Genomic DNA, 24690 nt, shown 5'->3' with positions numbered 1-24690 from the left:
TCAGGGCAGGTCGCCGGTGAGGTAGCGCTGGATGGACGGCCCGACCAACCGGGCCAACGACTGGGTGTCCCGCTCCTTCAGTTCGGGCAGGCCCACCAAGTTGCGAAGGATGAGCAGGCCGCCCATTTGGGCCGCGAACAGCGAGATCCGCAACTCGAGGTCCGGCGTGCCAGCGAGTTTTTTGCGCAGCGGTTCGGCGATCACCCCGAGGAGCAATTCACGCATCGTTCCGAACTCGGTGTCGAGCATCGCCGCGCGGAACCGGGCCGCCAACGCCGGTCCCAGATCGCTGTCCCAGACCCCGACGACCGCGGCGACCACTCGTTCGCCCAGTTCATCTCGGGGGCAATCGGCGACGAAGCCCATCACCGCGTCAGGATCGGCCGGGAAGTCGATCGTCGCCACAAACAAGCCGCGCTTGTTGCCGAAGTAGTGGCTGATCAGGGCCACGTCGACGCCGGCGGCAGCGGCCACCTCCCGCATCGTCGTGCGGTCGAACCCCTTCTCGCCGAACAGAATTCGAGCCTGCTCGAGAATCATTCCTCGGGTGTCCGGACTGCCGACTCGTCGACCGCCGCGCGGGCTCATCGGGTCTGCCGCGGCATTGAGAAGGCGGCGAGCAGCAGGGCGCCAAGCGCGAACAGGGCGAGGACTCCGACGTTGCGCAGAACGTCACCGGTGGGGTCGGCCGTGGTGGCGATGGCTTGGAGCGCCTTGACCGCATAGGTCATCGGCAGGATGTCGGAGAGCCACTGCAGGACCGTCGGCATGCCGTCGCGCGGGGCGAGCAGGCCACAGAGGAAGATTTGCGGCCCGATGATCAACGGCATGAACTGCACGGCCTGGAACTCGGTGCGGGCAAAGGCGCTCGCCAACAGTCCGGTAGCCACGCCGACGGTCGAGGCGACCACGGCGACAAGCAGGGCCCACAGGATCGGCCCGGCGGGGTCAACGCTCAGCGCCCAGTGCGTGACCGCGACGAGCACCAACCCCTGAACCAACGCGGTCGCGGCGAAGGCGATTGCGTAACCGACCACCAGGTCGGCGCGATGCAGCGGGGTGGTCAGTAGGCGCTCGAGTGTTCCGGAGGTGCGCTCGCGCAACATCGCGACCGAGGTCACCAAGAACATGACGAGCATCGGAAGGATGCCCAGCATCAATACGGCGATCCGGCCGAAGGCGGCGCCGCCATTGAAGACGTAGTACAGCAGGATCAGCAGCAACGCCGGAACTCCGACGATCAGTCCCACCGTGCGGTGATCCTCCTTGAGCTGCAGCAGGATCCGTTTGATGGTTGCGGTCAGGATGCGCAGGTTCATCGGGACTCCCGATCTGAGTCGGTGGCTTCGGTGGCTTCGGTGGAGCGGATGAGGGTGAGGAAAGCGTCTTCCATCGAGTCGGCGCCGGTGCGTTCGAGCAGTTCGCGCGGTGACAGGTGGGCCAACAAGTTGCCGTCGCGCATCAACAGCACGCTGTCGCAGCGAGCGGCCTCGTCCATCACGTGGCTGGAGATCAGGAGTGTGGTGCCGTCGTCGGCGAGAGCGCGTAGGTGGGCCCAGAGGTCCTCGCGGGTGACGGGGTCAAGGCCGACCGTCGGTTCGTCCAGGACCAGCAGTGCGGGGTGCCCGACAAGCGCGCAGGCCAACGATGCCCGGCTCGCCTGCCCGCCGCTGAGCGTCCCGACCCGTCGGTCCGCGTACGGAGTGAGGGAGACGGCTTCGATCGCACGGTCGGCGTCCTGCGCAGTGACCCCTTGAAGGGCGGCGAAGTATTGCGCGTTCGCGCGCACCGACAAGTCGCCGTAGACGCTGACGGCCTGGGTTACGTAGCCCAGCTTCGGGCGGAGGGCGGCGTCCGTCGGGCGGTGGTCGAGAACGGTGAGGTCGCCGCTGGCGACGTGTTGAACGCCCACCAGGGAGCGCATCAGTGTGGTTTTTCCGCAGCCGCTGGGGCCCATCAACCCGACGACGCTGCCACGGGGGACGGTGAAGGTCAGGCCGTGCAAGATCTCGGTCTTCCCTCGACGCACCACGACGTTGTCGACGCTGATCGCAGCGGTGTTCGTGCCGGTGTCCGGCAACTCATCACGCGTTGAACTCATCATGTGCTGAATAGTGCTTGCCTGATCACCGCCCGTCAACCCCACTACGCCCGTAGTAATGCATTTCGGTCGTTATAGCGACCACTTTCCGTGCTGAAATCGACTGGCCCACAGCTGCTTTCGCGCTTTTGGTTGGTGATGCCGCGGGCGTTCGGAAGTTGTCGATTTGGTGAACGAACGAGGTGTCACGTATGGTTGGTCTTACCGACGCGGGGTGGAGCAGCTCGGTAGCTCGCCGGGCTCATAACCCGGAGGTCGCAGGTTCAAATCCTGCCCCCGCTACCAATTTAGGCCCGGGATCTTCGGATCCCGGGCCTAAGCGCTTGTCAGGGCTGGTGGCCAGCGCTTCGGGTGGCCCTGGCCCCGACCGCCCCCTTAGCTTTCCGGCGCCGCCCCGCCGGGGTCGGGGCCAGGGTTCTCGGCCGCGGCGTTCAGGCGCCGAGTCAGACCCGAGGATCGGAGCACCGGAGTCTCGACCGCCTTCAGGACTGCCGGACGAGCACCCACGATCGTGAGGTGCTTTTGGGCGCGGGTCACGGCGGTGTAGAGAAGCTCACGCGTGAGCAACGGTGAATCGATAGGCGGCACCAGAACGGTCACCTGCTCCGCCTGACTGCCCTGGGCTTTGTGGACGGTCATCGCGTGCATCGTTTCAATGTCGGACAGTCTCCAGGGCGAGATCTCGCGACGCCCGCTGCCGGTGTCGACCAGAGCCACCGGTCGACCGTCGGCGCCGCGGATGATCACCCCGGTGTCGCCGTTAAAGACCCCGAGCGCGTAGTCGTTTCGGGTGATGAGCACAGGACGACCGAAATACATCGGCTGGTGGCCGATCTCCGGGAACTGCTCGGACAACGCCTGTTCAATCAGGCGGTTCCACCGGCCGGTTCCAAACGGCCCACTCCGGTGGGCGCAGAGCAACCGCGACCGCCCCAACAGGTCGAGGGCCGCATCGGCATCGCCCGCGACCGCCGCCTGACGGAGCTCGACCGCGTGGCGCAAAACGGGAGCCAGATCTTGGGCGCTCGGGGTGTCTGTCTCGACAAACGTCACCGATTCGCCGGCTGCATCGATCGCGGCGAGAACCGCCTGCTGGTCTCCTGCGCGGAAGGCGCGCGCGAGGTCCGCGCGGCCACCTCCGAGGCGGTGATCGTGGGTGAGAGCGACGATCTGACCGCTGCCGTCTAGGCCTCGGACGACGTCGGCCAAAACCGATCCAGCCTCGACCGAGGCGAGCTGGTCGGGGTCTCCCACCAACAGCAGTCGACAAGGAGGAGGCAGCGCCTCGATCAGGCGGGCCATCAGGCTCAACGACACCATGGACGCCTCGTCGACGATCACCAAGTCGTGGGGCAATGGGTTTCGGGCGTTGTGTTGGAACCGCTGGCGGTTCCTCGGAAGGAAGCCCAGGAGTCGGTGAAGCGTGACCGCATGAAGAGATGAATCAAGCTGTGGTGCAACGGTGGCCAGCGATTCGGTCATCCTTGCGGCGGCCTTTCCGGTGGGCGCTGCAAGCGCGATGCGCAGGTTGCCGTGGGAAGCCTTTGTCACCGCGGAGAGAACGCCGGCGATCGTGTGGGTTTTGCCCGTTCCCGGCCCTCCGGTCAACACCGTGGTCGCTCGAGCCGCAACGGAAGACGCCGCTTGAAGTTGCTGCTCGGTCAGGTCCGGCGGGAGGTGTTCGGGCAACACCGGAATCGCCGGAAGGACCACCTGGCTGCGCGCGACGAGCGCATCAGCGATTCGGCACTCGTCGGCGTGGTAGCGATCGAGGTAGACCAGCCCGAGATCGACTCGCAGCACGCCAGCGGCCACCAACTGGCTTGCCGCGACGCGTTCTAGCCATTCGGCCGCAGCAGGGAGATCCACGATCGATGCTGGACCCTCGCCACTTTCGGCCTCGAGAAGATCGCCCGACCCGGCCGCAGCCCGGAACCCTTGTACCGAGGCGAGGTCAAGCGCCGTCGACCCTTCTCGTACGGCTCGGATGGTGAACGCCAGCGCGAGCGTAGCCGCCGGATCGCCTTCCTGCAGCAGCGTGGTTACGCGGCGGGCCACCAGAACGTCGGAGCCGTCCAGGAAGCCGGCATCGTTCAGCGCCCGCAACTCACCATCGGTCGCGATAGAGATGCGCGATTCGGTCATCGGACCTCCTCACGCGCGCCATCGAGCAGAGCCGACACTGCCTCAACGAGCGCGACCGGCGGCCGCCAGGCGAACACGCCACACGGGACCTCATCCACACGTGGAGTGTCGGCGCCCGCCATCCCGCGCAGGTAGAGGTACAGCACGCCGCCGAGGTGGCTCTCCGGGTCGTAGGCGGGCAATCGCCAGCGCAGGTAGCGGTGGAGCACCACGGCGTAGAGCAGGGCCTGCAGTGGATAGGACGAGTGGTTCATCGCCGCTGCGAGCCGGTCGGGGGTGTAGTCGGCCAGGGTGAGATCGGTCTCGGGCTCACCCAGCCGGTTGGTCTTGTAGTCGACGACGAAGAACCGGCCGCCGTGGCGGAAGGTGAGATCGACAGATCCGGTGAGATAGCCGCGCAGCTCCTGGTCGCCCAGTGCCGGGTTGTCGAGGGCGTCGGCGTAGGGAAGCAGCGGGTCGCCGTCGGGCAGGTGGCGGCGCAACAGACTCGCGATATCGCCGAGCTTGGCGTTCGGGTGGGGTCGATCGCCACCGCCCAGAGGAAGTTCGAAGTCCATCTCCGCGAACCGGTCGCTCTCGGTGAGATCGCGCAAACACAGGTCTTCGGCCAGTGGCCCGAACGGTGTCTCGCAGACGAGCTCGAGCGCGTTTGCGAGTTCCGTCGGGTCGAGCTCGACCGGCCAGCGGCGCAGGAGTTCGCGTGTCTTCCCTTCGAACTCGACGCGAAGATCGGCGGCCTGGAGGTCGGCCTCCTCCAACACGGCATGGACTAATGACCCGAAGGTCGCGCCCATCGGGAGGGTGGCCATCGGGGAGGGACGATCGTGGCCGACGTTGCCGGTTCCCTGACTGACGGTGACCTCCTCCTCGTCGTGGGTGCCGAGGTCGACGGTCTCCGGCTCGGTGGCGGCGTCGACTTCGCCAGCGGTAGCCAGCGAACTGTATGAGGTACGCCGCCACAGTGGGTCGATCGCGGCGGTGAACTTGCGGGCGACGCAGGGTCGGTCGTTCACCGGCTCCGCAACCTTGGTCACAGCCTCGGTGGTGGTGATCTCGGTGAAGCTGAAGGCTCCGGCAGACTCCCAGGACTGCAAGATCCCGCGGATGACACCGGCGTCGGAGATCTTCCGATCGCCGCCGGGTTGCACGATCGGACGGGCACCGGGAGCCATCGCGGCGCGCGCCTCGATCGCGGTGGCGCTGCCACCCTGGGCGAACAGCAGTCGGTGTAGGCCGCCGTTGGAGTTGTTCCAAGTGTGGTCCCACCACAGCACCAGCTGGGACTGAGCGCGGGTGATCGCGACGTAGGTCAGCCGCAGGTCTTCGGCTCTGGCTTCGTCGGCGTGGGATCCCTGGGTCGTGGCGCCGTTGTCAAAGGCGAGGACGCGCTGCTCGTCGCGATGCACGAGCACCGGATGATCGCGGTCACTGATCCAGCGGTCGAACAGGAACGGGGCATAGACCACCGGATATTGCAGGCCCTTGCTGCCGTGGATCGTCGACAGGGTGACGGCGTGAGCATCGGAATCGAGGCGCACAATTCGAGCGCCAGCCGGAGTTCGGGTCGCATCGTCGGCCGACTGACGCTGCAGCCAGGTGACCAGCCCGGTGATCCCACTCATGCCTTCGGCCACCTTGGCTTGAAGCAGTCCGGCGCAGTGTTCGAGATCGGTGATGTTGCGTTCTCCACCGAGGCTGGCCAGCAGTCGCGCACTTAGCCCGTCGGCTCGTAACCGGTCGAGCACGGCCGCGACCCCACCGCGGCGATGATCGGCAGACAGATCGCGCAAGGTCTCTGCGATCCGGTCGGTGGCATCGTCGCCGGCCTGATCAAGTTGCTCGGCCGTCCAGCCCAGGAACGGGGTGAGGGCCGCAGCGCGCACTCGGTCAGACCGGTGTGGCTGTTCGAGGGCCATCAACAAGGTGAGCCACCAACCGGCGGCCTCGGTGTGGAGCACCGATGCGCTCGATACCAGAACGCACGGGATTCTGCGCAGCCGCAACTGGTCTCGGACCAGTTCGAGTTCCCGATAGGTATGGGCCAACACCGCGACGTGACGAGCCGAGACAGGTTCTTCGTCGAAGGTCGCGCCGCTGGTGAGGAGTCGGGCGATGTCTTCGGCGACGTCAGCGGCCACCCGTGATCGAGCGATGTTGATGCTCACCCGATCTCCTATGAAGGCCCGCAGCCGCACCGGACCATCGTCGGGGGCGCCAGCCAGCCGCCGGTCTTGCCGGGCAGCCGTGATCGGGTGGACGACGATCCCCGGGGAGAGTTCGACGTTCCCCGTCAGCTGCTGCAGGGCGTCGACCAAGGCACCGTCGGAGCGCCAGTTGACCGGCAGTGACAGTTGAGTGTCGGCGTCCGCTGCCGCTTGAAGGTAGGTGTGGACGTCGCCGCCACGGAATCCGTAGATCGCCTGCTTTGGATCACCGACCAGCACCAACGTTTTGGCGTTGTCGGCGAACGCGGTTGCAAAGACATCCCATTGCACCGGATCGGTGTCCTGGAACTCATCGACGAGCACCACCGACCAGCGGGCCCGCATCCGTTCGCGGGCCACGCTGCCGGGGCGGTGGAGCGCTTGGGCGAGTTGGGTCAGCAAGTCGTCGTAGCTGAGCAATGCGGCGCGGCGCTTGCGGTGATCGAAGTCGACGCGCACCCGCCCGATGAAATCGAACAACCGTCGTTGCGCGGCTGGCGGCGGATCGGGCATCAGCGGGGCAACTGGGTTTGCGAGGGCGGCCCGGGCGGCACGGACGGCGACGTCGTACGGGCCGGGAGTGCCGGCGGAGTCGACGCCGTACGCGACGTAGGCATCGTCGATGACGTCGCGTTGCAGGTCTTCGAGGTCCTCGGCCAATCGGGCCTGCGGATCGGAGTCGCCGGCGACTCCGAGACCGGCCAGCACGTAGTGGCAGAACTGGTGAATCGTGGCGATGGTGCCGGTGTCGAAGTCCGCGAGGGCGATGCGGAGCCGTTCGATGCGCCGACCCAGCTCTGTGTCGTCGGTGTCCCGAAGGTGGCGCAGAAGGACGTCATCCTCCGGGTCGGCCGGGCGGGACAGGGCGTGCAGGGTCTCCTCCAGCTGAGTGCGTACGCGTTCACGCAGTTCTTGACTGGCCATCCGGCTGAAGGTGACGACCAGTAGTTGGTCGAGCGGGAGGCCCTCTTCGGCGACGTAGCGGGTGACCAGCGCTGCAAGCGCCCAGGTCTTGCCGGTTCCGGCGCTCGCTTCGATCAGCGTGGTGCCGACTGGCAGTGGACCGACTGGATCGAATGAGCGCATCTCGGGCATGGAGTGACTGGTGGGCTGACTCATACGTGACCGCCGTGGTCGTGGATCGGCTGCCACACCAGCGGTGCCCAGTAGCGCAGCGACTGATTGCCGTCGAGTTGTTCGATGGTCGACCCCTTGCCGAGCACTCTCTGCCACCAGTGGTTGTCGTTCTCTCCGGCGAACTTGTCGCCCTCCCAGATAGTCCGGGCCAGCGAATACCCGCGACCGATCGCCCCGCGGTCACGCAGGTCTGGAGCGTTGCGCACCGCCCAGGCGTAGGCGCTCGCGGTCTTCGGCGGGATGCCGAGGGGAGACTGCAGACCCTTGTCGCGATAGCTGATCAGTTGGCCCAGCAGGTGGCGCGCCTCATCGGGTTCCGGGGCTTTGAGGGTGACGTTGCCCTTGCGGCCGTGCAGGGCAGCGGCCGGGGCGACCGCAGGGTTGGCAGCGGCCACCGCGAGGAGATCAATCCACGCGCCGAGAACGTGTTTCGCCGACACCTTGGAGAAGGTGCGGACCTCGAGCGCGGAACCGACCATGCCGGTGACCACCCCGGTCAGGCGCACGCCGCCGAGATCGAGACCGACCTGATGGGAACGGCGACCAGACGTATCGAGGTTGCTGGTGAGCGAGGCGACGTCGCCCGAGATCTTCTCCAGCGTTCGCGCACGCAACGGACCTGGCGGCAGGCTGCCGCGACGTTCCTCCGCCGCGCGGACGCGATCCAAGCCCGATCCATCGAGGACGGCTCCGAGCATCCGGTCACCAATCGCCCACTGCTCGAGGCTGTCGAGTTCAATCGGCAACGAGTCGTCGACCTCGTCGGCCTCCCACGCAACGGTGACGTCGAGTCGGCGCCGCAGGAACTCGCGCGCCGGATTGTCGAAGAACGCCCGCAACTCCTCGAGGGTGACCGCCGTCGTTGGCCTCGGCGACAACCGCAAGTCCATCAGCGACGGGATGGGCGCGGGATCGGCCCGGTGTCTTCGCAACGCCAGCGCTGCATCGCGCGCGGCCCGGTCGAACGACCCACCGGGCACCGCCGCGATCGACGGGTCGAAGTTGCGGTCGTCGAAGGTCTGGAGCGTGTGGTGTCGCAGGAAAACATCGGAGCCGCCTGGTGCGGTGACGGTGGATGATGCGGCGGAGATCAACTCTTGGAGGGGCACAGCCGGTGGCCGGCGCAGGCCGGTGTGTTCGTCGAAGCCCGAGTAGATCGCCACGAAGGTGTCACCGGCCGCCATCACGGCGTCGAGCAGCAATTGCCGGTCTTCGCTGCGCAGGTCGCGTTCGCCCACCCGGGGAGCCCGCGCGAGCACGTCGTCACCGTCGGTGATGGGGGAGCGGGGATAGACCCCGTCGTCGACACCCAGCACCACGACCACGCGGTGGGGCACCGACCGCATCGGCACCATGGTGCAGACGGTGACGGCGCCGGTTCGGAAGTTCGCTCGACTCGGCCGGCCGCTCCAGCGTTGCTCAAGCATTACCCGGACATCGGCCAATCGCAGCGAGATTCGATCACCGGCCGCGTCGGAAATCGCGGCGAGTTCGCGCCCGAGTTGTTCGACCTGCCACGGTTGGTCAGCGGCGGAAGCGGCGAGATCATCGACCGTTTCCCGCAGCCACGTTGTCCACTCACTCGCCGTCAATCGACCGCGACTGCTCGGCGCCGCAGCGCTGACGGACCGGACCCTCGCGGCTGCGCGTTCGATCCGCGCCATCAGTTCCAGGAACCGGCCGACGGTGGCGATGTCATTGCTGCCGACCGCGTCGACCGGCAGGAGTTCGCCTGCACTGCCATCGGTGTCTTCGGCCACAGCAACGCCGAGGGCCAGACGGTCCAAGGCGCCGGCCCAGGTGTTGTCAGGCACAGCTCGCAGACCGTATTCGCCGCGGTGGTTGCTATCGAGCCCCCAGCGGACCGCCGTCTCTTTGATCCAACCGGCCAGCAGGTCGAGATCCTCCTCGTCGAATCCGAACCGCCGAGCGACCGTTTCGTGGGCGGCGAGATCCAGGATCTCCGAGGCCGTCATGCGGCCGGCGACGAGCGCGACCACACGGTGGGCGAGGTCGACCAAGGGGTTGCTGGCGGCAAGGGCACGGTCGGCTAGTTGGACCCGCAGGCTGCGGCCGGGGTGGGTGTCGCTGCCCCACTCGGCGGCGCCGTCGAACGCGGCCCGGATCAGCGGAGCGAAGCGCTCGACATCGGGGCACATCACCAGCACGTCGCGTGGCGCAAGGGTGTGGTCGTTCTCGAAGAGTGCGGTAAGGACCTCGCGCAACACCTCGACCTGGCGGGTCGGGCCGTGGCATGCGTGCACCTGCACCGACAGGTCGTCGTCGCTGCCGCTGCGGCTTGGATCGGGTGGGACATTCGCGCGGATGTCGTTCTGCAACAGCGAAAGTCGGCTATAGGTGGCGACTCTTGGGGAGGGCGTAACGCCGAGGTCGGTCGCCGGCTGGAGCACTTGTTGGAGTTCGCGGACATCCCGGCCCAGGGTGGCCAGCAGGGGGTGATGCGCCAGCGTGGCCGATCGGTCGTCAGCGCGCGATGCGCCGACCTCGCCGGTGGTTGCCAGGGCGGACCAGAGTCCCGGGGAGGGGTGGGGCAACCAGAGATGGACATCGTGATGGTCACCGAGCGCGGTGAGGAGTTCAACGTCGGTCACGCTCAGACGGGTGTGGCCGAACAACGAGACGCGTTGCGGCAGAGCGAGTTCGGATGAGCCAGCGCGCAACGCGGCCACCACGCGTTCGTGTCGTTGCACCGGCGACTCACGATGGCCGGTCAAGCTCTCCACTGCCGCCAGAGTCTCTCGCCACAGTGGTGGCTCCCATCGCAGGTCGTCGGGCAACGCCGCGCTGGAACCGGCTTCCCATTCGGCCAGGAGTGTCGGCCGTTCGCGCGCATAGGACGCGAAGAGCCCGGCGATCCGGCGCGCCACGGCGTAGCGCCGAGAGTGACGGGCGAGCCGTTGCCACTCGGCCTCGGGTTCGCTCTCCGGATCACCGGCACCCAGATGGGCAGTCAACGCCTCGAATCCGGGCTTTCCGCAACACTCGTCAATCGCAGTCAGGACCGGCCAGACGAGACGGTCGGGTGACCACGGATCGTCGCGGTCTCGGTCGAGCAGCAGCGACGCCAAAGAGGCGGGGGTGAAGAACCTGATGCCGGCCGCCACACCATCGGACCCGTTGCGCGCGCCGAGTGTGTGGGAGATCCGTTGGGCCAGCCAGCGCTCGACTCCGCGGGTCGGGGCAACGATCCATTCCTGGGCAAATACGTCGAGTGGTTCGGCGCGTAACATCGCGGCCAGCCCGTCGGCCAAGGCCTCCGGGTGGTCCGAACGGTGCAGTACGAGAGCCACGTCGTGAACCCTAGACGGGACCACCGACAGCCGCGTCGGGGTTGCCCGAAGAGCTGTGGACTAACCGGTGATCTCGCGCGCGGTGACGGTCATCAGTTGGAGCCACGGGGCGCCGTACGTCGTCACCATGGCCACATCGGCGGCGTCGCGCCCGGTGCCGATCACGACGCGGCCCTTCAACGGCTTGTTCCAGCGCGGGTCGAAGTTCCACCATCTGCCACCGATCCAGACCTGGGTCCAGGCGTGGAAGTCCATCGGTCGGCCGGTCGGCTCGACGTCCATCTCGGTGATGTAGCCGTGGACATAGCGCGCCGGGATATTGAGGGCGCGGCAGAAGGTGATCATCAGGTGCGCAAAGTCGCGGCAGACGCCCATGCCAGTGCCGAAGGTGTCCATCGAGGTGGCTGTGCTGCTGGTGGAGCCGACGGTGTAGACCAGCCAGTCGTTCACGAACGCGTTGACCGCTTGGACCCGCTGAAAGCCCGGCGCGATGTGTCCGAACCGCCGCCATGCCTGGCTGCCGAGCAAGTCCGGTTGGCAGTATCGGCTGGCCGTTGTGTAGATCAGCACGTCGTCGGGCAGGTCGGTCGGGTTGATCTCCTGCGCGGATTCATCCCAGGAGTCGAACGCGTCCGGGACGACCGCGGTGGCGCCGTACGTGAGCGTTGTGACACCAACGGGGAGCGTCAGCCGCGCGCACGGATTTCCGTACAGGTCCCGGTAGTGGTGCAGCGGGAGCCCGCCGGTGATCTCCCAGCTCTCGTTGGACACCGTGACTAAGTCGCTGCTCTGACCCTCGATCTGGAAGACCGCGGCTGTGGGAGCGAGCGAGGAATAGCGGAAGGTGCAGCCGATCTGCACGGTGCGTGTGGACACGGTTCTCCTTCTGCGGGAAGCGACGTTTTCCTGACCCAACTGTACGGTCCCGGAGAACCTGCGCGATGCGTCATACCGCGGGGATCGATCTGCGGCCACCTCGTACGGCGGTGGGCGGTGTGGGGGAGACTGGAACCATGAGCACCCCCGGCATGCGCCCCTCCCCGCGGTTCCCCTCCCTCGACCTGAACTTCCCGATGTCGCTCGGGACCTACGAGAAGTACCAGGACGCACAGCGCGCGGTCGATTACCTCTCCGACCACGAGTTCCCGGTGGAGACCTGCCTCATTGTCGGCACCGACCTGAAGCAGATGGAGCGGATCACCGGACGGCTCGACTGGAACAAGGTGCTCCTGGGTGGGCTCGCCTCCGGTGCCTGGATGGGCCTGTTCGTCGGGTTGATCTTCTCGATGTTCGGCAACGGTTCGCTGCTGGGCATCATCATTTCGACGGTGCTCTTCGGCGCCGTCTTCGGCGCGGTGTGGGCGGCCATCGGCTACACCGCCACCCGCGGTCGGCGTGACTTCACCTCGGTCACCCAGGTCGTTGCGACGAAATATGAAGTGTTGGTCGAGCACTCCGGCGCGCAGCGCGCCCGCGAATTGCTGGAACAGCTCCACCTTCAGGGCTGAGTTCGTACGGCCGGGCTGGCGGTGCGCTCGCCGCCCGCCCAAGCCGTACGACTACTTGTACGTCCAGTACTGGTTGGTGCCACCCGTGCATGACCAAATCTGGAGCTGGGTCGAGTTCACCTTGCCGCGCGAGGAGTCGTCGATGCACTTGCCGGACTTCGGGTTGTAGATCCGCCGGTCCGCGCGCAGAACCCAGGTCTGCGCCGCGGTGCCGTTGCAGGTGTAGAGCTGCAGCTTGGTGCCGTTGGTCACCCCGGCGTGGACCGCGTCGAGGCACTTGCCCTGTGCCTGCAAGGAGTTGTCCTGCGCGACGGCCCACAACTGCGCGGCGCTGCCGTTGCAGGTGTAGATCTGCACCGGCGTGCCGTTGGCGGTTCCCCCGGAACGGACGTCGACACACTTGCCGTTCAACCCGATGATTTGGGCCCATCGCGGCGTCTGCGTGACGGTGACACCGCTGACCTGGTGGATGTCGGTGTAGCCGCCGGTGCCGCCGGTGAACGCCAGTCGAGCGGATGGTGGGATCGGAACCGTGGCGACCATTCGCCGTACGCCGTCGACGGAGACCGTGACGGTCGATGCGGTCAGTGACGTGGTGACGTCAATGAGGTGGGTTCCGGTCCGCAGCGAGGTTGGCAGGTTCGAGGTGGCGACGTATTTCAACTGTGCGTTGCCGGCTCCGCCGGACCCTGTTGCGACGCCCACGAAGTTGCCCGAGGGTTCGCCTGGATTCTGATAGGTGTCGAGGGTGACGGCGAACCCGGCGAGGGGAGCCCACCCCAGCGCGCCGCCGGAGCTGCCGACCGATTTCGCCGTGGTCTTCGTCGCGTCCAGGACAGCGAACGTCATGCCGTCACCACCCAGGTGGCCGCCGCCGATCTTCGCGGTGAAACGGGCGTGTAAACCCTGGCCCGCCACCGGCCCGGCGTAGACAGCGCTGCCGGCCTGGAAGGTCTTCGCTGGGGTCAGGGTGAGGGTGCCGCCGACCCGCGTGGCGGACCCATTGAGCGTCCATCGCCCGGAGGCCGGATCGGCGACCGCCACCGGCGCGGGTGTTGCCGTCGCCTTGTACGTGACGGCATGTGGTCCGGTTCCGTCGTTCGAGGTCACGAGGTAGGTGCCGGTGAAGGTGCCCACCGCCGCCGACTGGAAGAACGCCGAGATGGTCAAGCTGTCACCCGGTTCGAGCTGCTGCCCCTCCGAAATCGGCGTTGCGACGTTGAACGGTGCCGTAGGCGGCGCCGCCTTGGTAATCGTCAGGACCAGGTTTCCGGTGTTCGTCAGCTTGAACGTGCGGTTGCGCGCGGGGCTGCCGACGGGGACCTGCCCGAAGTCGACGACGGTCGGGGTGAGATCCATCCGCGGAGCACCGGCGACGCCGGTGCCGCTGAGCGGAACAGTCACGGAGCCGGTTGCGGTCTGGACGGTCAATTGCGAGGTGAACGTCCCGGTCGCCTTCGGGGAGAACATGACCGGAACCGACACCGATGCGCCGGGGCCGAGGATCGTGCCGGCCACGGGCACGCTCGACACCGCGAACGGAGCCGTCGGCAGCGTCGCGGAGGTGATGGCCGTCGGGAGGGAGTTGGTGTTGGTGATGCTGACGCTGCTCGTGACGGTGCCGCTGGTCGGCACCTGGCCGAACGAAAGGCTCGTTGGGCCAGCGGACACACCTGCCACCGCGCCGTAGGCACGGACATCAAAGGGGACCTGTCCGGCGGTGGTGGAGAACATCAGAGTCCCTACCGCTTGGCCGCCGATCGTCGGCTTCGCCGTCACCGTGACGCTCACCTTGGCACCCGCGGCGAGAGTGACGGGCAGGGCGCTGCTGACGGTGAAGGGCGCCCCGGCGGTCACGGCGTTCACGGTGACGGCCTTCGAAGCGGTGAAGGTGAGAGTTCGGCTGGCTTCCTGGCCGACACCGACGAACCCGAAGTCGGTGCCAGTGCCGTTCAGCGCGGACACTGTCGGACGACCAAAGCCGGAGATGACTCCGTCGCGGTTTCCGACGTAGACACGACCGTTATCGGTGGCCGGCACAGCGAACTTCGAGGCGTTGCCCACCGGGACGGAGTAGCGCAGCTGCAGCACACCGGCGACGGGGACGGGGTCGTACGCCTGCAGTTGGCTGTTCGCCCCCGTTGGGCCGGAGGAGTTGATCGCCCAGATCAGAGCGCTTCCCGAAGCGGTTCCGTTGGAGGTCACGATCGGCGAGCCGGAGGTGTAACCCCACTTCGTCGTGGTGGTTCCGGCGCCGGCCAGGCTGGGATTGCCGGCCGCGTCCTTCCCGATGCGGAAGGCGCGCAGTGGTCCGTTGTTGGTGATCATGTAGACGTAACCGCCGTCGCCGCCCCAGAACGCGGGGTGGCCCCAGACGCCCTGGTAAGGCCCGTTCACCTGAAGCACAGCGTCACCGCCGCCTGGTCCTTGCGCGACGCCGCCGAGCTTGTCGCGGTCGAGCAGAAAGACCCGACCGTCCTTGCCGACCTGCACCATCAAGTGGGGGTGGGCAGCGGTGCCGTAACCGTCGGGGATGGCCAGCGGACCGCCGGACCCGAAGTCGGTGTCGTCGCGGTTGAGGAGCGTGGCGTTCACCGGGCTGAAAATGTCTTTGGCAGAGAGGGTGCCCCCGGCGTTGACCTGCAGGCGTACGACCGACTCGCCGAACTGCCCCGGCGGGTTGGTGCCCGCTCCTGGAGCGGGTGCTGTGCCGTTGCCGGTGGCGAAAAAAATCCGGCCGAGGCCGTCGGAGACCAAGCCACCGCCAGACTGCCAAATCCCGGCGCCCGTGTTGGAGGTGCCCGTTTCGGTTGACCACAGGGCGGTTTGCGCGCCGGTGGTGGCGTTCACGCCCACCACATATCCAACGTACGGGCCGTAGTCGCAGTGGCTGGCGAAACCTGCGTAGACAACGCCGCCCATGAGTAGCAAACCTGGGCGCTGCATCGCCGTTTTGGCATTGAAGGTGTTCGTCGGGTCGTTGCTCGGGTGTCCCTGAATCGTGTGCGGGAATCCCGGGCGCTCGGCGCCCGTCACGATGTTGATCGCGTGGAGATACCAGTGCGGGGTGGCTGCGGTAGCGCCGTCATTCACCTTGGCCGTGAAGTAGGCGGTGCCAGTCACCTGGTCGACGACTGGGGTCGCGGTGATGCCGATGTTCGGAACGAGATCGCCACAGCCGATGGAGGACGCTGGCCACGCGGCGCCGACGCTGCGGGACCACGTGATCGCACCCGTGACTGGGTTCAGACCGTAGACCTTGTTGTTCTCGGTGGCCACCAGTAGCACGCCCTTGGAGACGATCGGCTGGGCGTAGATCTGGCCGTCCAGCTGGGTGGCGAACAACTTGCCGAAGTCGGTCGCGGAGACGCTCGCCGGGGAGAGGCCAGCCTCGTTCTTGTCCCATCCGGTCCGCAGATTGTCGTAGGAGATGGTCGTGACGTCCGCGTGACTTGGGGGAGCCGTGAGAGCGGACGTGGTCAGCGCTGCGATGAAAGCGATGACGCCGGCAAGCACTCGGGGCATTAAGGCATGGCGATGCAACAAGAAAGGTCCCCCCTCGGGACTGCGAGTCCCCCCTCGGGACTTCGAATGTTGAGCGATCCACAAGATAGAACGCATCAAAGCAACCTGCCCGCGAAATCAGGGAAGAGTGCGCGAAATGTTGCAGCTTTTCCCGGCCTCGATGCACGAACGGTGATTCGGGTCGATACTCGACAGATGGACAAGCGGCCGTGGACTCTGGCACTGCTGACGCTCGCCTTAGCGGCGTGTGGGTCGCAGCCGACGGCGTCCCCTCGCTCGTCCTCTGTTGCCGTCGTGGCGCCGGGTTCTCCGTCCGCTTCGTCGACCGGGTCGTCGATGACTGGGTCGTCGACGATGCCGTCGCTGACGGGTGCGACCACGCCGTCGATGACCGGGGCGGGAGCCGAGGCCGCCTACCTCAGCACTGCCCGGGGTGTGCTTCCCGGACGCTCGGAGTCACAGCTGAAGGCTCAAGGAAAAGCCATCTGCAAAACCGTCGAGACCGGTTCGCGACACGACGCCGTCGGTGAACTCGCGACGCAGGTGGGCGGGCAGGCAGCCGCCGACCGACTGGTCTCCGCGGCGACTGCCGCCTACTGCCCGCAGGTCGCTACCTCGTCCTAAGCTGGCGCCTCACGCTAGGGCGACCTGCACCTCGCTCAATTGCCCCCGCAGGCAGATGAATCCAGCTCCGGGGCGGGGTCGGTCGAGCCGGGGAAAGCGCAAGCCGAGGAACTCGCCTTCGGCCTGTGTCGGTGTGAGAAATACACCCGTCTGGCGGCGCCGCAACTCCGCGACCAGCTCGCGGTAATTGCCATTCAAGTCGAGGGCAGATGAGGCGAGTAGGAGAACGCCGCCGGTGTGCACAGCACGGGTGGCATGGGTGGCCAGGACGTCCTCGATGTCGGTCCCGAAAACCGTCTCGGCGTCGTCAACGAGGACGGCTCCGGCGGGATGATCGGCAAGCCATGCCGACAGCTGGTCCGCAGCGGTCATGCGTACGGCGCCAGCCGGCGGGTTGCTACCTGCCGAGCCGCTCACCCAGGCAATCGGTCGATCGACCAGTCCGTTCGCCGCGGTGTGCAGCATTCCGCTGCGGCCCGACCCCGGGGGCCCGGCAACCAGCGCCACCAGGTCGCCGCGCCCGCCGTACGGAAGTCCGAGGAGTTGGCTCGTGCCCTGACCGACCCGGAGATCGCGTGAGGCCGGTAAGTCTGTGAGCCGCACCTGCTCGGGAAGAGCGTCGATTCGGGTCACGCCGGTGGCGTCACCCTCGGGTGCATCCGTCGCGGGCAGTGCAAACTGACACTCCACGCCGCTGGGCGCGATCAAGGCCCGCCCGGGCGGCAGTTCGGTCGGGACGCAACGCCGGGGGATCCCGGCTGCGGCGATGTCGTCGACATCGGTCATGCGCAGCACCAACTGGCTGCGGAACAGCGGTAGCGAGCGGCTCGTGAGAAGCCCCCGGCCGCCGGTGGTGACCACCTGGATGCCCACCGACGGACCATCGCGCAGCACTGCGGTCAACTGGTCCATCACCCGACCGAACAGCAAATCCTCGGCCGTCTCGACCAGAACTTCCCAGCCATCGATCGCAAGAACGAGCATCGGGTCGACCCCCTGGCGCTGTTGACGGAGGCTGACCTCGCTCGTGAGGTGGTCCATCAATCGGGCGAGTCTGCTCGGTTCGTCGGACTCGATTCGGCTGCCGAGGTGTGGCCAATCTTCGAGGTCGGACAAGGCGCGGCCCAGGTCGAGCAGGTGGACCTGAAGTTCGGCGGGGGTTCGTCGTCCACAAGCGTCGCGCAACAGCCGACGCAGCGCGGTCGAACGTCCGCTGCGGGGGCCACCGATGATCGCGAGGTGTTGGTCCTCATCGGGCTGCCACGCCAAGAGCGGTTGGGTCTGTTCGGCAGGTCGATCCTGACGGCCGAGAACTGCGAACGGGGTCACGGCGAGACCGGTGATGCTCACCGCCTCATCAGTGGCACTCTCGACCGGTTCCGAACCGATCGTGGTCGGCAACGGTGGCAGCCACGGCGGCGCTCCGGTAGCGATGTCCAGGTGGTCCGCCGCGGCGTCCAACACCCGGATCAGTTCCCCGAGAACCGTCGAACCGGGCGATGACGTAGGTCGAGCAGTCAGCCCGGGGCGAGCCGCGGATGTCACGGTCAGCTGCTTCTCGGCCGCAGGCGCGACGCTGACCCGCGCGGTCTGGAACGTGACGAGGTCGCCCGAGCCGCTGCGTACGTAGGCCCGGCCCGGCGTTGTTGCGCGGATCCGCGCGGCGTCGGCCGCCTCCACCACGTCGTGGGAATCGCCGTCGTCACGCACCCGCAGCGCTATGCGCAGGTTTACGTTGGCGCGGATGTCGGCGGTGACCACCCCCGCAGGGCGCTGGGTAGCCAGCAGCAGGTGAACACCCAATGACCGTCCGACCGTTGCGAGCCGTACCAACCCAGCGATGAAGTCCGGCAATTCCTCTGCGAGCACCCGGAATTCGTCGATGACCAGCACCAGTCGCGGAACGCGAGCGCGACCGGCGACCGACCGGTAATCGTCAAGGTCCTTTGCGCCGACGGCCGCCAGCAAATGCTCGCGCCGGCGCAGCTCGGCTGAGAGTGAGTCGAGCGCACGCTCGGTCAGGTGTGTGTCCAGGTCGGTGACGACGCCGACCGTGTGGGGCAGCCGAGCGCACTCGGCAAAGGCGGCGCCGCCCTTGTAGTCGATGAGCACAAACGACAGCTCGTCCGGTCGGTTGGCCGCGGCGAGGGCGGCCACCAACGTCTGCAGCAGTTCGGACTTGCCGGCGCCGGTCGTTCCGGCCACGAGGGCATGCGGTCCGTCGAGGCGCAGATCGGCGGCGAACGGGCCGCCGCCTCCGCTGCCGAGGAGCACTCGGGTGGAGTGGGGGCAGGCGGTCCATCGGGCGACGGTGTCGGCCGTCGAGAGCAGGTCGTCGCCGTGGTCGGCTCGCCACACCGATTCGAGATCGACGTTCGGTGGGGGACTCTCCGCCCCGTTGCCCGGAGCAGCATCAATCAGCGGCACGACGCCGCGGATCGTACGCCGAACGAGGTCCGCCGTCGGCAGGTCCGGGACGAAGTGGATCTGCTCACAGTGCCCAGACAACGCCGAATCCAGGCGGACAACGGGCCGGCTTCGCGCTGGCAGTGTTGTATCTGTCTCAACGAAACAAACCACCGTGGCCGCGTAGCGCGCTGGAGACGCCAGCAGCCCGGCGAGAGCGGAGGCGCGGAAGGCGTCGGGGTCGGTGACGACCACGACCGTACGAGGTGGGCGGTCCTGCTCAGTGGCCTCTCCCAGGTGTGCCAGCAGCGACGACACAGACTCGTCGTCGGAGCAGTCGACGACCCGAGGCGGGGAACGTACGTCGGGGCGCAAGTGGGGAACCCACGCCAACTGCGGGTGGCGCCCGATAGGTTGCGCGCCGACGAGGGCGATCTCGACCACGACGGGCGAGTGCCATGCCATCAACTGCACGAGTAGGGAGTCGATGGTGGCCGGTCGCGTCGCAGCCGATCCCTGCACTCCGACGAGTCGGTGTCGGGCGAGATCGACGGTGACCGGGCAGCAGGGGAGGGATTCCAAAGGGTCGTTGACCTCGTCGGCCGCCCGCGCTCGTACGCCGGAAGGCATGATCCCCGTTCCGATCCGCCACTGGAGATACCCGAACTCCTCTGGATGCCGATGCCACAGGGCTGCTGACCGAAACTCGACGGCGTCGGCCGCCTGGGTGAGCGGCGCTGCGATGGCCCGGCGAGCCGCCAACTCCTCGCGCAGATGGTTTGTGACAACCTGCTGGTGATGCCGCACGGCCAGGGCGTACGACGCCCGTCCGGCGGCGGCGGACTGTCGTCCGGAGCGCTGGTCACTGAGGTATTGAGCCAGCATCATGACCGGGCTGAAAACGGCGAATGCCAGGAACATTGCGTTGTGTAGCCACCACGCGAGCATCAGCGCGACGATCAACGGCAGCAGAGTTACCAGCCAGGGGATGGGTCGCCGGTCGGCACCCGTCGGCGGAGTCGGCGGTCGTAACACGATCAACTGCGGTTCGCGGGCGTGATACGGATGACGTTGCACCGCAACGAAGTTCTCCGTCATCGGCGGGGGTTGATAGCGCTGATCCAGCCGGAAGACGCAGTTGCCCAACCGCAGCCGGTCGCCAGCGCGCAGGTCCTCCTCAACCGTCGGATCGAGGCGTCGGCTGCCGATCCAGGTGCCGTTCGTCGAGCCGAGATCACGAACCTGCACCCGACCGGCAACCACCCGGACGCCGCATTGGCGGCGCGAGAGGTCCGGGTCGGGGAGCGTCAGATCGAGAAGAGGGCCGCGCCCGATAATGCGCATCCGGTCGGTGAGTCGCAGGCGTGCGCCGACGGCGGGACCCTCGATGCAGGTGAGGTGGAGCAGCTCGATGCCGGTGGCGAGCGGGTGTGGCAACAGCAGGCTGCCGTGGGGGAGGCGGCGCAGCGGGTCAGCCGATTCGAGCCGCCGGGTTCCGACATGCCAGTCGCCGGTCAGGCAGAGCGCGCTGCGCAGGTCGCCCCAGGTCGATCCCGCGGCCGGGGAGACGACGTGGTCGTGGCGGAGGCCGCGGTCGTCGACGACGGTTATCGCGAACTCGGGATCCGGGATGGTGCTCATTTCGCGAATGATCGTCGTTCTTGCCGATTCGTGCAGAGCACCCTGTGGATAACCAGGTTGTTCGGTCAGCAAACAGTCAAGAAAGGACAAAGAGAAGGTAAAGCCTTCGTGCAGACCGCCGTTCTGCCCCGCGGTGCGCTTTCCTTCCTACCCAGGGAACTGACTCGGAAGGGGGGTCACGAATGAACGGCATCCATGTGGTCGAGGGCGAGGTCCGCGAGCTCATCCGGCGACGCCGGCTTGACCCGACCACCGATCGCGCCAGCCTGAATACGCTGATTCACGACGTTGTGCAGGACTACGAGGAACGGTCGCTGCATGGTGGCCTGGAGCCGCTCGGTGATCGTGACGTCGCCACCCGGAACGTGCTGGACGCAGTTCTTGGCTATGGCGCTTTGCAGCCGTACCTCGATGATCCGACGATTGAAGAAATCTGGTTGAACGAACCGAGCCGGGTATTCATTGCCCGCAAGGGTGTGCCCGAGCTGACGTCGACGATCCTGACCGAGCAAGAGGTCCGCAACCTCGTCGAACGGATGCTGAAACCAAGCGGTCGGCGCGTCGATTTATCGTCGCCATTTGTCGACGCAACCCTGCCGGACGGATCGCGATTGCATGTCGCCATTCCCGATGTCACCCCCGGCCGGTGGTATGTCAACATCCGCAAGTTCGTCGCCCGGGCGCACAACCTCGATGACCTGGTCACGATGGGTTCGCTGACCCAGGTCGCCGCGCGTTTCTTGCGCGGGGCGGTGTCGGCCGGGTTGAACATCTTGGTCACCGGAGGAACTCAGGCTGGCAAAACCACGCTTCTGAACTGCCTTGCCGCAGCGATCCCACCCACCGAGCGCGTCGTCTCCTGCGAAGAGGTGTTCGAGCTGCGACTCAATCTGCGTGACTGGGCGGCGTTGCAATGCCGCCAGCCGAGTTTGGAGGGCACCGGCGAAATTCCGTTGCGCCGCCTGGTCAAGGAAGCACTGCGGATGCGACCCAGCCGGATCATCGTGGGTGAGGTGCGTCAGGAAGAGAGCCTCGACCTGTTCATAACCCAGGAATTGACTAGCGGATTGTCCCAGAGGTTGGCGGCCGCGTAGCTCGGACACCTCTCACGCGAAGAGTCGCGCGGCCGCCACGTGAGAGGAGTGAATTCCGTTGAGTACCAATCCATCCAGCGTGGCACCCGTCGCGACGGGCAGCAACGTCGGTAGTGGCAACAAGGCCGTTGTGACGCCGAGCCGCAGCAAGACCCAGCCACGCACCATCCACGACGACCGTCTGGCGGCGGCGTACCAGTCCGTCGACTCTTTGCTGACCGAGGCTGAGGACTCGGTCGTCGCGCTCGGCAAGCGAGAGGCGGAGCGGTCCGCGCTGTACGCAGAACCGGAGCGTCGCGAAGACTCGGAGTTGCGAGCGAAGTACGGGGTGCAGCAATGAGTGCCGCGCACTCGTCCGACGTGCTCGGAGTCATCGCGCAGGAGCAGCAGCGCCAGGAACTGCAAGCCCAGTTCGCCAAAGATGACCAGCGGGACGCGGAGGCGTCCGCGGACGTGCTGCGCGAGCGTGCAGCGCAGGAAACCCACCGGCTGGCCGAGCAGGCCGAGCAGATCGAGGGTCAACTTACTGGCCTGGCACACGAGGCACGCGACGTGCTGGACGACGCCAAGGCCGGGCGGATCACCAAGGACCAAGCGGTTCAGAGGCTCCGAGCGGCGCGCAAGACATACTCCGACCTTGCCGACCAGCAAGCGCAGTTGACGGCTGATCTGGCCGCTGCGAGGGGTGTCCTGGACGATCCGGCAGCCGAACGTGACCGGCTGTTGTCCAAGTACCCGGTGTTGCGGCGATGAGCGGCGAGATAGAGCCGGTACGGACAGGGTTCCGACGGAAGCTCGACGAAGCGTGGTGGGCGGATCATCCCGACGCCACGCGGTGCCACGCCAAGAACAAGACGGGTAAGCAGTGCTTTCGTCGCGCGATCAAGGGCGGGGTCGTCTGCACGCACCACGGCGGAGCGTCGGCGCACGTCAAGGCCAAGGCCGCCGAGCGCATCCTCATGGCGGCGGACGACGCAGCCAGCAAGTTGGTGCAGTGGATGAGCGATCCCAAGGTGCCGATCCAGGAACGGCGCAAGATCGCCGAGTCCCTGCTGGACCGAAGCGGGCTGGCCGGTGCGAAGGCGTCGGACATCTCCGTGACCCACAAGTTCGAGCAGACCATGGCCGCCGCTTACACGACGGTCGAGGTTGTCGATGACGGACCGGAGATCGTTGATGCCGACGTCCTCGAAGAGCCTCGACCCGACTACTCGGACAGCGACATACCCAGGTCGCCAGACGCGGACCTGACCACGTTCGGTGATCGCCTCGCGGAGGTGGCCCCGATCAACCCAAGCGCTGCCGAGATGCGGCAACGGCTGAAGGACCAGCGATGAGCGACAAGCGGTCCGAGTTCGGCGGCGACGGCGACCCGCGTCGTTACGAGGACGACTACGCCAAGGAGCGGCGGCGCATGTTCGTCGACCCGGACGAAGGCGTCGAGGTACCCCTACCCAAGAAGGAGAACGACTGATGGGCGAAAGCAACGCCGAGAAGCGGGAGCTGTTCGTGACGACGAGCTTCCCGGACGTGTCGATCGAGCACAACCCGGAGTTGCCGTGGATGGTCCTGCGGGCCAAGACGGCGGACGGCGGCCAGGTGATCGAGGTCAAGTTGCCACGAGAAGACCCCAAGTAGCCAGGACCGACGGCGGCCTCGGCCATAGTGTCCACATGCGCTATGGGTTGGTGGTCGCCGCGGTCGTTCTCGTGACAAGTGGTTGCGGAGAGTCAACGACATACGAGATCCCGTCGGCGTCGACCACGTTCGCTGACGCCGCCACTACCGCGAAAACGAAGGCGGCGTGCACGAGAGCGATCCAGAACAACGCCAAGGACAGCGTGGGCACGGTCTACATGCACACCGCGTCGGCTATCGAGTTCGACGGACAACCGGAAGGCGTCGATAACAGTGGGAAGGGTGCGGCCGAATCCATCGTGTGGGACGTGCACGTGCGTTGGCAGATCAATCCCACCGGCACGAACGAGGATCGAACTACGAGTGGCATGTATCGGTCCTGCCGCTACGACCCGTCGGACGACAGTGCGGAATTACGTACTCCGTAGCACCTCGGAGGCGAGCTGAGCATCGTTCGCGGCTGGACTGGATAACCAACCGCCAGCGTGACCGACGAGGCTCAGACGCCGCGATAGCGTCGCAGACAGAAGGACCCCGGCAGTACCAGTGCCGGGGTCCTTCGTCGTATGCGTGCGTTACGTCGTGGTCGTCTTCCGCGTGCGGCGGCTAGGCGTCTTCGGTGCCGGGGCCGGCTCGCGCTCGGCGGCCGGCTCCGGGGGAGAGTTGCGCAGCGTCGCGCAGGAGTCACACCAGTCCGCGACCGCGCCACGAGTGCCAGCGGTGCAGGCCGTCCGCAACGTGTCCGATCCGTGCTGGGTGTTGTGTTCCAGGCAGATCGTGACCCACCGCTGATCGCACTCGACTCCGGCGGTGACCGTGCGTGCGACGCGGTACTCGGTTCCCCATGGCGTCTTGCGGGTGAGGTCGACCTCCGCGGCAGCGTTGCGGGGCTTCTTGACGTGCGGCATCAGAATCGACCCCCGATCTGGAACACGCCAGACGGTGCGTAGGGCGCGTCGTGAACCGAGCCGCCCTCGGTGATCCAGACGATCGACTCGTCCTCGCAGTCCTCGCAGGAGTAGTCACCGTGCTGGTCGCACGTTGCCTCTCCCGCGAGTTCGTCGCCGGTGACGACAGCGCCGGTGTGGAACGCCAGCGGCCAGGTGGGCTGCGTCGCGAGGCGAACCTCGGCATCACCCGGTAGGTCGGCCAGCAGGTCGCGGAGTTGGTCCACGGTCATCACTTCGCCACCTTCGTCCGCATCTGGGCGAGGGCGTCGTGAGCGCGGGCGACCACGTCGGCGTCGTAGTGGGTGTGGATCAGGGCCAGCAGGTCGCGTTCCAGCCGGGCGACCTCGAAGGGGTGCGCGCCGTACGCGGCTGAGATGGTCTCGTCGATGTTCATCGGTTCCTCTCC

General features: G+C 66.8%; 20 protein-coding genes, 1 tRNA gene and 1 pseudogene. 10 read left to right on the top strand and 12 right to left on the bottom strand.

Annotated features, from left to right (window positions below):
- From ACYU98_RS11145 to ACYU98_RS11135, 3 genes are read right to left on the bottom strand one after another with little or no spacing between them, the layout of a single operon-like run.
- Entirely contained in the window at positions 1-588 is a 588-nt protein-coding gene (locus ACYU98_RS11145) for a TetR/AcrR family transcriptional regulator (RefSeq protein WP_460468274.1), read from the bottom strand.
- A complete protein-coding gene (locus tag ACYU98_RS11140) occupies positions 585-1319 on the bottom strand; it encodes an ABC transporter permease (protein ID WP_460468273.1) in 735 nt (244 codons plus the stop codon). The genes ACYU98_RS11145 and ACYU98_RS11140 overlap by 4 nt, the downstream gene beginning before the upstream one ends.
- Positions 1316-2104 (bottom strand): ABC transporter ATP-binding protein, encoded by a 789-nt coding sequence (locus ACYU98_RS11135; RefSeq protein ID WP_460468272.1) that lies wholly within the window; start codon positions 2102-2104, stop codon positions 1316-1318. Before ACYU98_RS11135 ends, ACYU98_RS11140 begins: the two co-directional genes overlap by 4 nt.
- Before the next feature lie 205 nt (positions 2105-2309).
- Here ACYU98_RS11135 and ACYU98_RS11130 point away from each other — a divergent pair.
- Positions 2310-2386 (top strand) — tRNA-Met (locus ACYU98_RS11130).
- 90 nt (positions 2387-2476) lie between these two features.
- Here the strand turns inward: ACYU98_RS11130 and recD are convergent.
- The 4 genes from recD to ACYU98_RS11110 are packed head-to-tail and all read right to left on the bottom strand — an operon-like array spanning position 2477 to position 11774.
- A complete protein-coding gene (gene recD / locus ACYU98_RS11125; RefSeq protein ID WP_460468271.1) occupies positions 2477-4246 on the bottom strand; it encodes an exodeoxyribonuclease V subunit alpha in 1770 nt (589 codons plus the stop codon).
- Positions 4243-7569: a UvrD-helicase domain-containing protein gene (locus tag ACYU98_RS11120; RefSeq protein ID WP_460468270.1), complete on the bottom strand. Its 3327-nt coding sequence runs from the start codon at positions 7567-7569 to the stop codon at positions 4243-4245. The genes recD and ACYU98_RS11120 overlap by 4 nt, the downstream gene beginning before the upstream one ends.
- Entirely contained in the window at positions 7566-10898 is a 3333-nt protein-coding gene (gene recC / locus ACYU98_RS11115; protein WP_460468269.1) for an exodeoxyribonuclease V subunit gamma, read from the bottom strand. The genes ACYU98_RS11120 and recC overlap by 4 nt, the downstream gene beginning before the upstream one ends.
- Before the next feature lie 60 nt (positions 10899-10958).
- Complete coding sequence (locus tag ACYU98_RS11110; protein ID WP_460468268.1) at positions 10959-11774, bottom strand: transglutaminase-like domain-containing protein; 816 nt, start codon at positions 11772-11774, stop codon at positions 10959-10961.
- A gap of 137 nt (positions 11775-11911) precedes the next feature.
- On the opposite strand from ACYU98_RS11110, the gene ACYU98_RS11105 reads away from it, so the two are divergent.
- Complete coding sequence (locus ACYU98_RS11105) at positions 11912-12406, top strand: YflT domain-containing protein (protein WP_460468267.1); 495 nt, start codon at positions 11912-11914, stop codon at positions 12404-12406.
- 51 nt (positions 12407-12457) lie between these two features.
- Here the strand turns inward: ACYU98_RS11105 and ACYU98_RS11100 are convergent, their stop codons facing one another.
- Complete coding sequence (locus ACYU98_RS11100; RefSeq protein ID WP_460468266.1) at positions 12458-15931, bottom strand: ricin-type beta-trefoil lectin domain protein; 3474 nt, start codon at positions 15929-15931, stop codon at positions 12458-12460.
- Between the two features lie 336 nt (positions 15932-16267).
- Between ACYU98_RS11100 and ACYU98_RS11095 the strand changes: the two genes are divergently transcribed.
- Complete coding sequence (locus ACYU98_RS11095; protein WP_460468265.1) at positions 16268-16555, top strand: DUF732 domain-containing protein; 288 nt, start codon at positions 16268-16270, stop codon at positions 16553-16555.
- Between the two features lie 9 nt (positions 16556-16564).
- Here ACYU98_RS11095 and ACYU98_RS11090 read toward each other — a convergent pair whose 3' ends face one another.
- Positions 16565-20602 (bottom strand): FtsK/SpoIIIE domain-containing protein, encoded by a 4038-nt coding sequence (locus ACYU98_RS11090; protein ID WP_460468264.1) that lies wholly within the window; start codon positions 20600-20602, stop codon positions 16565-16567.
- A 182-nt stretch (positions 20603-20784) separates the two neighbouring features.
- Between ACYU98_RS11090 and ACYU98_RS11085 the strand changes: the two are divergent.
- From ACYU98_RS11085 to ACYU98_RS11055, 7 genes and pseudogenes are all read left to right on the top strand, one after another.
- Positions 20785-21672, top strand: a pseudogene (locus tag ACYU98_RS11085) (CpaF family protein); the annotation flags it as partial.
- A 103-nt stretch (positions 21673-21775) separates the two neighbouring features.
- Positions 21776-22036 (top strand): hypothetical protein, encoded by a 261-nt coding sequence (locus ACYU98_RS11080; RefSeq protein WP_460468263.1) that lies wholly within the window; start codon positions 21776-21778, stop codon positions 22034-22036.
- Positions 22033-22449 carry a hypothetical protein gene (locus ACYU98_RS11075; RefSeq protein ID WP_460468262.1) on the top strand — a complete coding sequence of 139 codons (417 nt, stop codon included), beginning with the start codon at positions 22033-22035 and terminating at the stop codon, positions 22447-22449. The genes ACYU98_RS11080 and ACYU98_RS11075 overlap by 4 nt, the downstream gene beginning before the upstream one ends.
- Positions 22446-23033, top strand: a complete 588-nt coding sequence (locus ACYU98_RS11070) for a hypothetical protein (RefSeq protein ID WP_460468261.1) — start codon at positions 22446-22448, stop codon at positions 23031-23033. Before ACYU98_RS11075 ends, ACYU98_RS11070 begins: the two co-directional genes overlap by 4 nt.
- Entirely contained in the window at positions 23030-23170 is a 141-nt protein-coding gene (locus tag ACYU98_RS11065; protein WP_460468260.1) for a hypothetical protein, read from the top strand. The genes ACYU98_RS11070 and ACYU98_RS11065 overlap by 4 nt, the downstream gene beginning before the upstream one ends.
- Positions 23170-23334 (top strand): hypothetical protein, encoded by a 165-nt coding sequence (locus ACYU98_RS11060; RefSeq protein WP_460468259.1) that lies wholly within the window; start codon positions 23170-23172, stop codon positions 23332-23334. The genes ACYU98_RS11065 and ACYU98_RS11060 overlap by 1 nt, the downstream gene beginning before the upstream one ends.
- A 50-nt stretch (positions 23335-23384) precedes the next feature.
- Positions 23385-23762: a hypothetical protein gene (locus tag ACYU98_RS11055; protein WP_460468258.1), complete on the top strand. Its 378-nt coding sequence runs from the start codon at positions 23385-23387 to the stop codon at positions 23760-23762.
- 147 nt (positions 23763-23909) lie between these two features.
- Here the strand turns inward: ACYU98_RS11055 and ACYU98_RS11050 are convergent, their stop codons facing one another.
- From ACYU98_RS11050 to ACYU98_RS11040, 3 genes are read right to left on the bottom strand one after another with little or no spacing between them, the layout of a single operon-like run.
- On the bottom strand, positions 23910-24242 hold the full coding sequence (locus tag ACYU98_RS11050; RefSeq protein ID WP_460468257.1) for a hypothetical protein: 333 nt from the start codon (positions 24240-24242) through the stop codon (positions 23910-23912).
- Complete coding sequence (locus ACYU98_RS11045) at positions 24242-24514, bottom strand: hypothetical protein (RefSeq protein WP_460468256.1); 273 nt, start codon at positions 24512-24514, stop codon at positions 24242-24244. Before ACYU98_RS11045 ends, ACYU98_RS11050 begins: the two co-directional genes overlap by 1 nt.
- Positions 24514-24678 carry a hypothetical protein gene (locus ACYU98_RS11040; RefSeq protein WP_460468255.1) on the bottom strand — a complete coding sequence of 55 codons (165 nt, stop codon included), beginning with the start codon at positions 24676-24678 and terminating at the stop codon, positions 24514-24516. The genes ACYU98_RS11045 and ACYU98_RS11040 overlap by 1 nt, the downstream gene beginning before the upstream one ends.
- Positions 24679-24690: the final 12 nt, after the last annotated feature.

Source organism: Calidifontibacter terrae, assembly GCF_054778835.1.
Note: the sequence above shows the minus strand (reverse complement) of the source record. Positions and strands in the feature narration are given on the sequence as shown.

Coding starts and splice junctions, on each gene's coding strand:
- ACYU98_RS11050 (WP_460468257.1), bottom strand. CDS start 24,242: ATGCCGCACGTCAAGAAGCCCCGCAACGCTGCCGCGGAGGTCGACCTC.
- ACYU98_RS11075 (WP_460468262.1), top strand. CDS start 22,033: ATGAGTGCCGCGCACTCGTCCGACGTGCTCGGAGTCATCGCGCAGGAG.
- ACYU98_RS11065 (WP_460468260.1), top strand. CDS start 23,030: ATGAGCGACAAGCGGTCCGAGTTCGGCGGCGACGGCGACCCGCGTCGT.
- ACYU98_RS11090 (WP_460468264.1), bottom strand. CDS start 20,602: ATGAGCACCATCCCGGATCCCGAGTTCGCGATAACCGTCGTCGACGAC.
- ACYU98_RS11070 (WP_460468261.1), top strand. CDS start 22,446: ATGAGCGGCGAGATAGAGCCGGTACGGACAGGGTTCCGACGGAAGCTC.
- ACYU98_RS11095 (WP_460468265.1), top strand. CDS start 16,268: ATGACTGGGTCGTCGACGATGCCGTCGCTGACGGGTGCGACCACGCCG.
- ACYU98_RS11120 (WP_460468270.1), bottom strand. CDS start 7,569: ATGAGTCAGCCCACCAGTCACTCCATGCCCGAGATGCGCTCATTCGAT.
- ACYU98_RS11040 (WP_460468255.1), bottom strand. CDS start 24,678: ATGAACATCGACGAGACCATCTCAGCCGCGTACGGCGCGCACCCCTTC.
- ACYU98_RS11145 (WP_460468274.1), bottom strand. CDS start 588: ATGAGCCCGCGCGGCGGTCGACGAGTCGGCAGTCCGGACACCCGAGGA.
- ACYU98_RS11105 (WP_460468267.1), top strand. CDS start 11,912: ATGAGCACCCCCGGCATGCGCCCCTCCCCGCGGTTCCCCTCCCTCGAC.
- ACYU98_RS11045 (WP_460468256.1), bottom strand. CDS start 24,514: ATGACCGTGGACCAACTCCGCGACCTGCTGGCCGACCTACCGGGTGAT.
- recD (WP_460468271.1), bottom strand. CDS start 4,246: ATGACCGAATCGCGCATCTCTATCGCGACCGATGGTGAGTTGCGGGCG.
- ACYU98_RS11135 (WP_460468272.1), bottom strand. CDS start 2,104: ATGATGAGTTCAACGCGTGATGAGTTGCCGGACACCGGCACGAACACC.
- ACYU98_RS11060 (WP_460468259.1), top strand. CDS start 23,170: ATGGGCGAAAGCAACGCCGAGAAGCGGGAGCTGTTCGTGACGACGAGC.
- ACYU98_RS11100 (WP_460468266.1), bottom strand. CDS start 15,931: ATGCCCCGAGTGCTTGCCGGCGTCATCGCTTTCATCGCAGCGCTGACC.
- ACYU98_RS11140 (WP_460468273.1), bottom strand. CDS start 1,319: ATGAACCTGCGCATCCTGACCGCAACCATCAAACGGATCCTGCTGCAG.